The organism is uncultured Jannaschia sp., assembly GCF_947494025.1.
GTDB lineage: Bacteria > Pseudomonadota > Alphaproteobacteria > Rhodobacterales > Rhodobacteraceae > Jannaschia.
In genome coordinates this window covers 45214-57681 of the sequence record NZ_CANLTQ010000018.1, presented here as the reverse complement: position 1 = coordinate 57681, position 12468 = coordinate 45214, and the positions used below count along the sequence as shown (strand labels likewise).

Here is a 12468-nt window from a genome sequence, read left to right as displayed (position 1 = left end):
GGACCAGATGAACGCACCGGAAGTCGAGCCGCAGGACGGCTGACACCAATCCGCCCGGGCTTCGGTCCGGGCGGACCAACCCGAGTTCGAGACAATGACCTCAGAACAGACCACCCGCCGGCGCATCCGTCTGGCGATCTGGACCGGCGCGGCCGCGATCCTGCTCGCTGCCGGCGCCGGCGCGCTGATCCTGCGGACGGATCCCTTGCCGGCAGCGCCCCTGGCGTCGACCATCGGCGAGGCCGACATCCGTTCGGAGTTTTCGCTGACCGATCACACCGGCCGCGCTGTGACCGAGGCCGATTTCGCCGGGCGCTGGCAGCTCGTCTTCTTCGGCTTCACCCACTGCCCCGACGTCTGCCCGACGACCTTGGCCTACATGGCCGGCGTCCTCGACCTGCTCGGCCCCCGAGCCGACGCGGTGGCGCCGCTCTTCGTCACGGTCGATCCGGCCCGCGACACCGTTCCCGTGATGGCGGACTACGTCTCCGCCTTCCACCCGCGCCTGAACGGGCTGACCGGCACCGAGGCACAGGTGACCGACGCTGCGGCAAGCTTCCGGACCTGGTACGAGCGGGTGGAGAACGAGACCGCGCCCGACGGCTACATGATGGCTCATGCCGGCCACATCTACCTGATGCGCCCGGACGGGACGTTCGAGGCGGTCTTCCAGGAGAGGGAGCAGCCGCCCGAGGACATGGCCACCCTGATCTCGGCGCGCATGGGCGCATGGGGGGACCGATGATGCCCCGGATCCGCATGTCCTTTGCCGAGCAGGCCGGGGGCCGCCGTGACCCGGCTGGTGCGGCGCGCTGGATGAGGGCAGGGCTGCTGGCCCTGCTGGCCATGTCCGAGCCCGCGCTGGCCAACCATCCGGGGGACCGACTGGGCGAGGCGATGGCCGCGAAGGAGTCATCCTTCGAGCACGCCCGGCGCAACCCACCCGGCCTGCAGCTGCGAGCCGTCGACGGGACGGAGTTCGACTTGCGCGATCTCGAGGAGAAGGTTGTCGTCCTGAGCTTCGTGCCCGCGGGCTGCGGGACCTCTTGCGCCGATCAGCAGGCGCTGCTGGCCCGCGTGAGGGAGGCCGTGAACGACACCCTGATGCGCGACCTGGCCGCCTTCGTGACCGTAATGGCGCACGGAAGCCCGACGGCCGCGGGCGGGGGCGACGCCGACCGGCTCGACCTCGTTCCCCGCGAGGACGGCGCCGTCGCCGAGCTACGTGCCGACTGGGCGCGCATGTCGGATCGTGGCGCGGAGGGGCCGATCGCCTACGTCCTGGGACGCGGGGCGCAAGAGGCAGGCCTGTTCCACGGGTCGGGTTTCGCGCGGGTCAACATGATCCGCTACATCAACGGCCTGACGAACGCACATCCTCCCGAGCCGGGGCCGCTCGACCGAATCCGGAGGTTCTTTGAATGACCGACGCAACATTCCTTGAAAATGCACGCCCCGACTGGGTGTCCGTGCTCCGCCGCTACGTCCTGTTCTCGGCCGTCGGTCATCTGCTGTGGGAGACCGCCCATATCCCGCTCTACACGATCTGGGTGGAGGGCACCTGGGGCGAGATCGTCTTCGCGGTCGTGCATTGCACGGGCGGCGATCTCCTCATCGCCATGAGCGCCCTGTTTCTCGCGCTGTTCGTTGTCGGCGACGCATCCTGGCCCCTGGCACGCAGGCACAGGGTCCTCGTCGTCGCGCTCGTGTTCGGTGTCGGCTACACGATCTTCAGCGAATGGCTGAACATCGTCATCCGGGCGGCCTGGGCCTACCGCGACATCATGCCGGTCGTACCCGTCATCGACGCCGGCCTGACGCCCCTGCTGCAATGGATCGTCGTCCCGACGGCGGCCTACTTCGCCGCGATCGGCACCGCCTCGGCCTGGCGCAGGGCAGGGCGGTGACCGGCCTCGGTGTTGTAGGCGGTGTGCGGCGTCACGACGACATTCGGGAAGCGCAGCAGCACGTGGTTGGCGACCAGCGCCTTGAGGTCATGCCCCTTCGACCAGGCGCCGCGGAAGATCTGCGCCTCCTCGCGGATCAAGGGCTCCTGCGGCAGCACGTCGAGCCCGGCGGCGCGCAGCCTTCCCTCGGCCAGCGCCCGCACCAGCGCCGGCACATCGACGACGTTGCCCCGCGCGGTGTTGATCAGCACCGCGCGGGGCTTCATCAGCGCAAATTCGCGGTCGCCGATCAGGCTGGCGGCGCCGGGCGTCGCCGGCACGTGCAGCGTGAGGACATCCGCCGCCGCCAGCACCGCGTCGAGATCGTCGCTCTACAGAAACCCCAGCCGCGCAGCCGCCTCGCCGTCGGGATGCAGGTCGTGCGCCACGATCTCCATGCCGAAGCCGCCGGCGATCTCGATCACCTTCCGGCCGATCCGCCCGGTGCCCACAACCCCCAGCACCTTGCCGCGCAGCTCGAACCCGCGCAGCCCGTTTTGCGAGAAGTTGCCGTGGCGGGTGTGTTCGACCGCCTCGACCAGGTTTCGCGCCACCGCGAGCAGCAGCGCGAAGGCGTGCTCGGCCACCGTCGCATCACCGTAATCGGGCACGTTGGCGATGGTGACGTCATGCACGGCGCACCAGTCGCGGTCGATGTGGTCGTAGCCGGTAGATCGGGTCGCGATCAGCTTCAGGTCGGAGAAGTTCGCCAGCACGTCGGCGCCGAGGCGCGAGTTGACGAAGGTGCTGACGATCTCGGCCGCGCCATGGGCCTCGGCATTCCGCGCGTTCAGCGCCTCGGGCGTGCAGCTCACGCTATGTGCCGGCTGCAGCGTCTGGCAGGCCCGCCGCTCCCATTCCTCGGCCTCGAACACGGCGATCCTCATGGCTCGTTTCCTCGCGCGGTGTCCGGGCACCAGCCGCCGTCCTCGGCGTGGCAGGGAATGTCGAGCGTCTCGCCTGCCGCAAACGGATAGTCGCGGTCGCGGATCACAATCCGGTCTGGTCCGTTCCAGCCGTCGGGCGCCCGAACCGTCAGATGGCCGCGATCGGCGGCGATCTCCAGCCAGTGCCCGCGGTAGCGGATACGCATCCTCAGGCCGGTCAGTTCCTCGGGCAGGCAAGGGTTGATCCGCAGCACGTCGCCGCGCATCTCCAGCCCGGTCTGGCCGCGCTGCACCAGGTCCACCGTGCCGGCCATGGCGCCGAGATGGATGCCCTCGGCGGTCGTGCCGCCCTGAACGTCGGCGATGTCGCTCTCCAACGCCTCCTTGAGCAGCGTCCAGGACCCGCCGCGGTCCGAGCGCGCCAGCACCCAGGACTGGACGATGCGACTGAGCGTCGAGCCATGCGAGGTGCGCGTGCCGTAATAGGCGATCGTGCGCGGGATCATCTCGCGATCGAAGTCGTAGCCGAGCCGGGTGAACAGGTCCTCCAGCTCTTCGGCGGAGAAGAGATAGAACAGCATCAGCGCGTCGGCCTGCTTGGAGGCCTTGTAGCGGTTCACGCTGTCGCCCTCGGCCTCGAGGATGCGGTCGAGCCGGTGAATGTCGCCGTACTTCGCGGCGTAGCTCTCCCAGTCGAACTCCTGCAGCCGCTCGTAGCCCGCGAACTGGCTGATGACGCCGTCGTGGAACGGCACCATGAGCTTGCGGCTGATCTCGTCCCAGAGGGCACGCTCCTCGGCCGCGAACCCGAGCGTCTCGTCGAGCTCGGCGCGCCGGTCGGGCTCGAGCAGGTCGTGCGCCTCGCCGGCGCGAACCAGCACCCAGGCCGCCATGACGTTGGTATAGGCGTTGTCGTCGAGCCCCGGCGCCTCCGACCAGGGCACCCTGTCATGGAATTCGTCGGGCCCCATCACGCCTCTTATGTGCCAGCGCCCGTCCTCGTCGTGCTCAGCGATGCTGGCCCAGAACCGGGCGATCTCGATCAGCATCTCGGCGCCGCGAACCGACAGGAACTCGGCGTCACCGGTCGCCTCGTAGTAGCGCCAGACGTTGTAGGCGATGGCCGCGTTGACGTGGCGCTGAAGCTGGCTGTTGTCGGGCAGCCAGCGGCCGGACTTGGGATTGAGATGGACGACCTGCGTCTCCTCGCGCCCATCGCTGCCGCTTTGCCAGGGATACATCGCGCCGCGATAGCCGGCCTCGTGCGCCAGCCGCCGCGCCGCAGGCAGGCGGCGGTGGCGGTAGCGCAGCAGCGCCCGGGTGAGTTGCGGCAGGCGCAGGTTGAGGAACGGGAAGATGAAGAGCTCGTCCCAGAAGATGTGCCCGCGATATGCCTCGCCATGCAGCCCGCGTGCCGGCACGCCCACGTCAAGCTCGACACTGTGCGGCGAAACGGTCTGCAGCAGATGAAAGATGTGCAGCCGCAGGATCATCTGTGTGCGCGGATGGCCCTCCAGCCTGAGGTCGCAGCGCCGCCAGAGCTGCGACCAGGCGAGCGCGTGGCGTTCGAGCAGCGCGTCGAACCGCCCCGCCTCGCGCAGCGCCTCGGCCGCCGCCAGCGCCGGCTCGGAGATCGCCCGGTCGCGCGAGGTGTAAAGCGCCACGACCTTCTCGACCTTGACCGGCTGACCCTCGGCCAGCTCGAAGCTCAGCGTCTGGGCCACGTAGCCGTCCTCGTGCTCGGTCCACCGCGTGCAGTCTATGGGTGCGTCGCCACGGAAAAGCTGCGTCCGCGCCGCCTCGGCGATGCGCAAATGCGACTGCCGGGTGCGGGCGCCGAGCGAGACCGCGTCTGCGCCGATCTCTCCGGTCGAGAGCGGCACGAGGTGCTTGCCGTCGAGCTGGCGGTAGCGCTCGACGCCTGCGTTGATCACCCGCCCGTCGAGCGCGGCGCGGATCTCGACGCCGCCCGACCAGTTCTCCGCCGTGAGCGTCCATTCGATCGCCGCCAGATGCGGCGCGTCCATGCTGACGAGCCGCCGGGAGGCGAGCGACGTCTCGCGCCCCTGGTGGTCACGCACGCGCAGCTTGCGCCGCAGCACGCCGGCCTGCAGGTCGAGTTCCTGCCGGTAGGCGAGGATCTCGACCGCCAGCAGGTTCAGCCACTCGCCGCCCTCGGGGCGGAAGCTGAGCGGCAGCCAGTTGGGCAGGTTGACGAGGTCCTCGTTCTCGATCTCGCGGCCGGCGATCTGGGTGGTCAGCCGATCAAAGCCCCCGGCGAGGTAGGTGCCGGGATAGTGGATGTCGCTTGCCTCGGCCTCCTCGCCGGCACCGCGGGTGGCGAAGACGCCGTTGCCCAGCGTGCAGAGCGCCTCGCGCAGCCCCTCCGCCGCCGGATCGAACCCGTCGTAGGCGAGCGTCCATTCGGTCACCGGGCGCCCCCGTCCAGCACGCTGGCCAGGTCGTGGAGGAAGGCGCCCGCCGCGTCGGTATCCGTCAGGACGTACTGCGCCGCGGTCTGCCGCTTGGTGTCGGAGACCAGGATGCCGATGCCGCGCCCGGCAAGTGCCGCGAAGGCGTCCTCGTCGGTGTCGTCGTCGCCGAGATAGAGCGGCAGCACGTCGTCGTCGCCCATCCCCAGCGCCTCGAGCAGCCACAGGACGGCACGGCCCTTGTCCCAGTCGACGCGCGGGCGCAGCTCCAGGATCATCTTGCCGCCGGTCTGCCTCAGCTCCGGATGCTCGGCCGCGACCGCCTCGACGGCGCGCCGCAGCGCGTCGACCTCGCCTTCGGCGACCCGCCGGTAGTGCACGGCGATGGCGAACTTCTTGCGCTCGACCTGCGCACCCTCGATGCCCTCCAGCGCCGCGTCGAGCCGGTCCGCGGCGGCCGCGAGCGCGGGCAGCGCCTCGGCGGCGCGCTCGTTCTCCTGGGCTAGCCCATCGGGTCCGGTGATGTCGAAGCCGTGGCTGCCCGCGTAGATCAGCGACCCGATGCCCACCAGCCGCGCGACGTCGACACGGTCGCGGCCGCTGACGATGGCCAGCGTGCTCACCTCGGCGAGGCGGCGCAGGACATCGCGCATCGCGTCGCTCAGCACGGCGCGCTCGGGCCGGTCCACCATCGGCGTCAGCGTGCCATCGTAGTCAAGAAACACGGCCGCCCGCTTGCCGGCGAGCCGGGCGGCGATCTCGCCGATCCGCTCCCCCGCGTCCGGCAACCCGGAGCTCGCCGGCGGCGGCTCGAGCTCAGACAGGTCGCCTACCACCAGATCGGCGCCAGCCTCGCGCAGCGCAGCATCGTCGCCGGCCTGCGCGACCCCGATCACCAAGGCAAAGCCGCCGGCGCGTCCGGCCGCGACTCCCGCGATGGCATCCTCGACCACCGCCGCTCGATCGGGCGGTATGCCCAGGCGCCGCGCGGCTTCCAGGAACGTGTCCGGCCCCGGCTTGCCCGGGAGGCCGAGGCGCGCCGCCTCTACCCCGTCCACCACCACCTCGAAGAGGTCGGTCAACGCGGCGGCCTCCAGCACCGACACCGCGTTGCGGCTCGCCGAGACCAGCGCCGTCCGCACGCCACGCTCCCGCAGCGAGCGGATGAAGGCAACCGAGCCCTCGAACACCTCAACACCGCGCTCAGCCAGCAGATCGTTGAAGACCAGGTTCTTGCGGTTACCGAGGCCGCAGATGGTCAAGCGATCCGGTGGATCGGCGGGATCGCCGTAAGGAAGCGCGATGCCGCGGGAGGCCAGGAAGCTGCGCACCCCCTCGTAGCGCGGCTTTCCGTCGACGAAGCGGCGATAATCGGTGTCCATGAAAGGCTTGACGCGCGCATCCGTCCGGGGCGCAAGGTGCTCTTCGAAGAGCACGTTCCACGCCGCCTGGTGCAGCCGCGCCGTCCGCGTCACCACCCCGTCGAGGTCGAAGATGACCGCGTCGAGCGCTGCGATCCTGTCCATCGAGAGGAACGTGGCGCGGTCTGTCGATCCTCCTCTGTCCGGCGCGTGTTCGATCAGCATTTCGGCCTCCATGGGCTATTGCGCCGTGTAGCCGCCGTCGATGACCAGCTCGGCGCCGGTGACGAACTTCGCCTCGTCCGAGGCGAGGTAGACCACGCCATAGGCGATGTCGTCGGGCTCGCCGACATGGCCCACCGGGTGCATCGCGTCGAGCGCCCGGCGCCCCTCCGCCACGTCGCCGTGCTCGGCCAAATAGCTCTCGACCATCGGCGTCCAGATGTAGCCCGGATGCAGCGAGTTCACCCGAATGTTCAACCCCGCCTTGGCGCAGTAGAGCGCGACCGACTTGGTGTAGAGCCGCACGCCGCCTTTGGAGGCGTTGTAGGCGCCGAGGTTCGGATCGCCCACCAGCCCCTCGATCGACGAGATGTTGACGATTGCGCCGCCTGGAGGATCGTTCCGCTTCATCGCCCGGATCGCGTGCTTGGTGCCGAGGAACACGCCGTCGAGGTTGATGGCCATCAGCTGGCGCCAGCGCTTCAGCGTCTCGTCCTCGGGCGGGCCGCCCCAGCCGACGCCGGCGTTGTTGACCAGCACGTCGAGCCGGCCGAAGCGGTCCAGCGTGGCCGCGACTACCGCTTCCCAGGCGGCCTCGTCGGCGACGTCGTGGGTGCGGTAGAGCGCCTCGCCGCCGGCTTCGGTGATCGCCTGCGCCACGCCCTCGCCCTCGGCATCCTTGATGTCGGTCACGACCACCTTCGCGCCCTCGCGCGCCAGCATCCGCGCCATGGCCGCGCCCAGCCCTAGCGCCGCCCCGGTGACGATCGCCACCTTGCCGTTCATTCGCATGACGTTTTGCTCCTTCCGGTCGAAGTCGACAGCCGACACGCCTGACGATGCCGCGCGGCCTTCTGATGACAGACGCACCGGACATCGCGGCATTACAGCCGGCGTTGAGAAATCTACGCACCGGCCCTCAGCCGAACGCGGCGACCAGCAGTGCCACCGTCCCCGCGGCGAGGCAGTAGAGCGACATCGGCACCAGCGTGATGCGGATGATCGCCCCCTCCCGACGCGACAGGCCGACCACGGCCGCCGCGGCGACGACGTTGAGGACCGAGATCATGTTCCCGGCATTGGCGCCAAGCATCTGCGCCGTCAGCACCACGGTTTCGGGCACTGCGGCGCGGTCGGCGGCGCCGATCTGGAACTGCGCGAACATCAGGTTGCTGAAGGTCGCGCTGCCCGACAGGAAACTGCCGAGCGCGCCGACAAAGGGCGCCGCCAGCGGCCAGCCCGCGCCGGCCAGATCGGCGGCAACGGCAGCAAGCTCCATCGGCATGCTGGCGCGGCCAGTGTCGTTCACGTCGGAATGGATGAAGACCCGCACCATCGGCACCGCCGCGCCGAGCGCAAGCGCGCTGCCGGCGATGGCGCCGCCGGCGCCGTGCAGCGCCGCGGCAGTCTCGCGCCCATTCATGCCGTGCAGCGGAAGGGCGATCAGCACAACGGCGACGAAGGCCGTCCCGGGCAGGTAGAGCGGGGCCAGCGTGACGCCGATGCCGGTTGCCAGGATATCCGGCCAGGCCAGCACGATACTCTGGAGCCAGGCCTTCAAGGGCAGGAATTCGACGCGGGTGGCGACGAGCAAGAGTGCCAGCAGCAGGTAGGGCGCCCAGGCCCGGACGAGAGGCATCTGCGCCGCGCCACTTGGTTCCGAGGCGGGCGGCGTCGTGTCCGCCGGCAGCAGAAAGCCGCGGCGCGCCGTCGGCACCACCGCGGCCAGACCGACCAACGCCCCGATCAGCGCGGGAAACTCCGGCCCGAGTAACGCAGCGACAGCCAAGGCCGGCAAGGTGTAGGCTAGGCCTGCGAACAGGGCGAACCGCCACGCCGCCAACCCGCGCCGCCAGTCGCGCCGCTCGTCAAAGATGCCGGCCAGCAGCACCAGCAGGACCAGCGGGACGAAGGTCCCGACAAGCACGTCGATGGCGGCGGCCTGCACCGCCACGGCCTGGACGAAGTCCGGCGCGACGGCGCTGTCGCCGGTCTGCAGGCCCTGCATCAGCCCGACGGCCACCGGCGTGCCGATGGCGCCGAACGACACCGGGCTGCTGTCGGCGACAAGCGCCAGCGTGACCGCCGCCATCGGCCGAAACCCCAACGCGACTAGCAGCGGCGCGGTAACCGCAGCGGGCGTGCCAAAACCTGCGGCGCCCTCGAGAAACGCGCCGAAGAGCCAGGCGATGACGATGACCTGCACCCGCGGATCGGGCGAGATCCGCGCGAAGCCCTGTCGGATCGCCGCCATCGCGCCGCCGCCGGTCAGCACCTTCAGAAGCAGGATGGCGCCGAACACGATCCAGAGGATCGAGACCGCGATCAGTATCCCCTCGATCGAGGCGGCCAGCACTCGGCGGAGAGGCACGCCCCAGGCCGCGACGCTCACGCCCGCGGTGAGGGCGAAGCTCCCCGGCATCGCCACCGCCGCCGGCAGGCGCAGGACGACGAGCAGGCCGAGAACCGCCAGCAACGGGGTCAGCGCGGCAAGGATCATCGGCGGGATCTTCGGGGAAGTGGGGCGGTCATCGGGCCTCCCTGTCTCGGTTCGGCAGACGGCTCGTCCTCGCGGTCATCGCGGCGCGCCCGACCTTTCGTGACGCATGTCTCGCCCGAAGGTTACGCGGGCTCAAGCGCGGCGCCGCTGTAATCTCGCGGCGGGTCGCGCGTCCAAACCAGCATGAAGGCCGGCTCCCGGCTTTCGCGATGCCGTGGAAACCGGAAAGGAGACAAGATATGGAGACGCTGATGTTTCTCGCAGTCTGGATCGGGCTGATCCTGCCGATGAGCGCTCTCTTGGCGGGCGGGGTCGCCCCCGACGGAACGACGATGCGCCGTGCGGTCCCGAGCCACGCGCCTCGCGAGGGACTGCGCGGGAGACAAGGATGACCAAGATCTATCAGGCTGACCTTCATCCCGCCGCGACACGCCCGCCGCGCATTCCGGTGCTGGCGCTCGGCATGAGCCTCGGGCTCTTCCTGGCGATCAGCTTCGCGCTTTGCGTGGCGTTCGGGCTGATCTTTCCGCAAGCGGTTATGTTCCGCGCCTGGATCGAGTTACTGCCTGGCTTCACCTGGCTCAGCTGGCCAAGCTTTCTGCTCGGGCTGGTGGAGAGCTTCGCCTATGGCTGGTATATCGCGCTGATCTTCGCGCCGCTCTTCAACATCTTCGCCGCGCGGTGGGGCCGGTGACGCCGGGGGTCGTGTCTCGACATACGGGGGGCCGGATCGGATGACCGTGACGCACGGAACCCAGAACCGGGCGGCGAACTCCGGCTACCAGAAGAACAGCATCACGCTCATCGGCGCGGTCTCCATGGGGACCGGCGTCATGATCGGGGCGGGGATCTTCGCGCTGACCGGCCAGATCGCCGAACTGGCGGGGCCGTGGTTTCCGCTGTCCTTCGTCGCGGGCGCGATCGTCACCGCGTTCAGCGCCTACACCTACGTCAAGATGTCGAACGCCTATCCCTCGGCCGGCGGCATCGCGATGATCCTGCAGAAGGCCTACGGCCCGGGTGCCATCGCGGCGGCGGCGTCGTTGCTGATGGCGCTCTCAATGGTGATCAACGAGAGCCTGGTGGCGCGGACCTTCGGCACCTACGTGCTGCGGCCGTTCGGCGTCGGCGAGGACAGCGCCCTGGTGCCGGTGCTCGCCGTCGCGCTGATCGTCTTCGCCTATCTGGTGAACGCGTCCGGTGCTCGCTCGGTCGGGCTCTTCTCGCTGGTGATGGCCGCGATCAAGATCGGTGGCATCGCGCTCTTCGGCATCGCCGCGCTCTGGGCGGCCGGGTTCGCCTTCGTGCCGGCCAGGAGTGGCGCCGAGGCGCAGCCCATCGCCGGATTCGTCGCCTCGATCGCCCTTTCGATCCTCGCGTTCAAGGGATTCACGACGATCACCAACAGCGGGGCGGAGATCGTCGATCCGCACCGCAATGTCGGTCGCACGATCATGATCTCGATCGCGATCTGCGTGGTGATCTATCTGCTCGTCGCGTTCGCCGTCGGAGCGAGCCTCTCGCTGGACGAGATCGTCGCCGCCAAGGACTATGCCCTGGCCGAGGCGGCGGCGCCGGCCTTCGGGTCGGCGGGCTTCTACTTCACCATCGCCCTCGCGGTCGTGGCCACGGGATCCGGACTTCTAGCCAGCGTCTTCGCGGTCTCGCGCATGCTGGCGATGCTCACGAGTATGAAGATGATCCCGCACAGCCATTTCGGCATGTCGGGGCCGATCCGCGACCACACGCTGGTCTACACGGTTGTACTGGCGTCGGTGCTGGCGGTGTTCTTCGATCTCACCCGCATCGCCGCGCTCGGCGTCTTTTTCTACCTAGTGATGGACATCCTGATCCACTGGGGCGTCCTCCGTGGCCTGCGGCAGGAGATCGGCGCGCGGAACTGGATCCTGATCACCGCGATCACGCTCGACATCGTGGTGCTCGCGGTCTTCGGGGCATTGCGGCTGCGCTCCGATCCCCTCATCGTCGTCACGGCCGTTCTCGCGATCGTCGTCGTGTTCGTGCTCGAGCGGCTCTACCTCAAGCGCTGGACCGGCATGGCCGACGGGAAGCAGGAGGCCTGATGAAACCCATAGTCACGCTGACGCTGAACCCCTCCATCGACGGCGCCGCGGAGGCCGAGACTGTCCGACCGATCCACAAGGTGCGGACCTCGGACGATCGATACGATCCCGGCGGCGGCGGGATCAACGTGGCGCGGGTCATGCGCGAGCTCGGCGGGCCGACGCTCGCCGTCTATCTCGCCGGCGGCGCCACGGGGGCCGTGTTCGACGACCTGCTGGCCGCCACGGCGATCACCCGGCGGCGCATCTCGATCGCCGACCATACCCGGATCAGCCACGCCGTCTTCGAGCGATCGAGCGGCATGGAATACCGCTTCGTGCCCGAAGGCCCGCTGGTGGCGGAGGCCGAGTGGCGCGCCTGCCTGGCGGCGCTGGACGAAATCGACTGCGACTACCTGGTGGCGAGCGGCAGCCTGCCGCGCGGCGTGCCCCAAGACTTCTATGCCTTGGCCGGCGAGGCCGCGCGGCGGAAGGGAATCAAGCTGGTGCTTGATACCTCCGGAGCCGCACTTCGGGCCGGGATCGGCGACGGCGTATACTTGATCAAGCCAAGCCTCGGCGAGTTCGAGACGCTCGTCGGGCGGAGGTTGCCCGCCCCAGCCGAGCAGGAGGCCGCCGCGCACGAACTCATCGCGTCTGGCGCGACCCAGATCGTCGCGCTGACGCTCGGGCGAGACGGGGCGCTCCTTGTCACGGCCAATGGCGCTTTGCGCCTGGCCCCGCCAGCGGTGCCGGTGAGGAGCGCCGTCGGCGCCGGCGACAGCTTTCTCGCCGCCATGACGCTGGCGGTGGCTTGGGGGCGCTCGGTCGAGGACGCATTCGCCTACGGCATGGCAGCAGGCGCCGCCGCGGTGCTCTCGCCTGGGACCGAGCTCTGCCGACGCGAGGACGTCGAGCGGCTCTACGCAGAGATGCAAGCGCGTGGATCGCTCCGTTAGGCTCGCATCCGGACCTGGAGCGGCTTGATCCTGATCAAGTGCGTCCGCCCGCCAGTGCGGTAGCAGGGGCCGTGATCAGTAAAATGCCAACACGCTCG

11 protein-coding genes and 1 pseudogene are annotated in these 12468 nt (G+C 69.5%); 7 read left to right on the top strand and 5 right to left on the bottom strand.

Annotated elements, in window-relative coordinates; translation table 11 throughout:
- Positions 1-94 precede the first annotated feature (94 nt).
- From Q1B08_RS15770 to Q1B08_RS15760, 3 genes are read left to right on the top strand one after another with little or no spacing between them, the layout of a single operon-like run.
- A complete protein-coding gene (locus tag Q1B08_RS15770; protein WP_299820998.1) occupies positions 95-745 on the top strand; it encodes an SCO family protein in 651 nt (216 codons plus the stop codon).
- Positions 745-1425: a cytochrome-c oxidase gene (locus tag Q1B08_RS15765; RefSeq protein WP_299820995.1), complete on the top strand. Its 681-nt coding sequence runs from the start codon at positions 745-747 to the stop codon at positions 1423-1425. The genes Q1B08_RS15770 and Q1B08_RS15765 overlap by 1 nt, the downstream gene beginning before the upstream one ends.
- On the top strand, positions 1422-1907 hold the full coding sequence (locus Q1B08_RS15760; RefSeq protein ID WP_299820992.1) for a hypothetical protein: 486 nt from the start codon (positions 1422-1424) through the stop codon (positions 1905-1907). The genes Q1B08_RS15765 and Q1B08_RS15760 overlap by 4 nt, the downstream gene beginning before the upstream one ends.
- On the opposite strand, the pseudogene Q1B08_RS15755 reads toward Q1B08_RS15760, so the two are convergent.
- From Q1B08_RS15755 to Q1B08_RS15735, 5 genes and pseudogenes are all read right to left on the bottom strand, one after another.
- A pseudogene (locus tag Q1B08_RS15755) lies at positions 1856-2833 on the bottom strand (NAD(P)-dependent oxidoreductase). The gene Q1B08_RS15760 and the pseudogene Q1B08_RS15755 overlap by 52 nt on opposite strands.
- Positions 2830-5265: a glycosyl hydrolase family 65 protein gene (locus tag Q1B08_RS15750; protein WP_299820989.1), complete on the bottom strand. Its 2436-nt coding sequence runs from the start codon at positions 5263-5265 to the stop codon at positions 2830-2832. Before Q1B08_RS15750 ends, Q1B08_RS15755 begins: the two are co-directional and overlap by 4 nt.
- Positions 5262-6851, bottom strand: coding sequence for a trehalose-phosphatase (otsB, locus tag Q1B08_RS15745; protein ID WP_299820985.1), 1590 nt, complete (start codon positions 6849-6851; stop codon positions 5262-5264). The genes Q1B08_RS15750 and otsB overlap by 4 nt, the downstream gene beginning before the upstream one ends.
- A 15-nt stretch (positions 6852-6866) precedes the next feature.
- On the bottom strand, positions 6867-7640 hold the full coding sequence (locus tag Q1B08_RS15740; RefSeq protein WP_299820982.1) for a glucose 1-dehydrogenase: 774 nt from the start codon (positions 7638-7640) through the stop codon (positions 6867-6869).
- Between the two features lie 127 nt (positions 7641-7767).
- Positions 7768-9348 (bottom strand): L-lactate permease, encoded by a 1581-nt coding sequence (locus Q1B08_RS15735; protein WP_299820979.1) that lies wholly within the window; start codon positions 9346-9348, stop codon positions 7768-7770.
- 239 nt (positions 9349-9587) lie between these two features.
- Between Q1B08_RS15735 and Q1B08_RS15730 the strand changes: the two genes are divergently transcribed.
- The 4 genes from Q1B08_RS15730 to Q1B08_RS15715 are packed head-to-tail and all read left to right on the top strand — an operon-like array spanning position 9588 to position 12370.
- Positions 9588-9740, top strand: a complete 153-nt coding sequence (locus Q1B08_RS15730) for a hypothetical protein (RefSeq protein ID WP_299820976.1) — start codon at positions 9588-9590, stop codon at positions 9738-9740.
- Entirely contained in the window at positions 9737-10042 is a 306-nt protein-coding gene (locus Q1B08_RS15725; protein ID WP_299820973.1) for a DUF5676 family membrane protein, read from the top strand. Before Q1B08_RS15730 ends, Q1B08_RS15725 begins: the two co-directional genes overlap by 4 nt.
- A gap of 46 nt (positions 10043-10088) precedes the next feature.
- Complete coding sequence (locus Q1B08_RS15720; RefSeq protein WP_366140031.1) at positions 10089-11432, top strand: APC family permease; 1344 nt, start codon at positions 10089-10091, stop codon at positions 11430-11432.
- Positions 11432-12370, top strand: coding sequence for a 1-phosphofructokinase family hexose kinase (locus Q1B08_RS15715; RefSeq protein ID WP_299820967.1), 939 nt, complete (start codon positions 11432-11434; stop codon positions 12368-12370). The genes Q1B08_RS15720 and Q1B08_RS15715 overlap by 1 nt, the downstream gene beginning before the upstream one ends.
- Positions 12371-12468 lie beyond the last annotated feature (98 nt).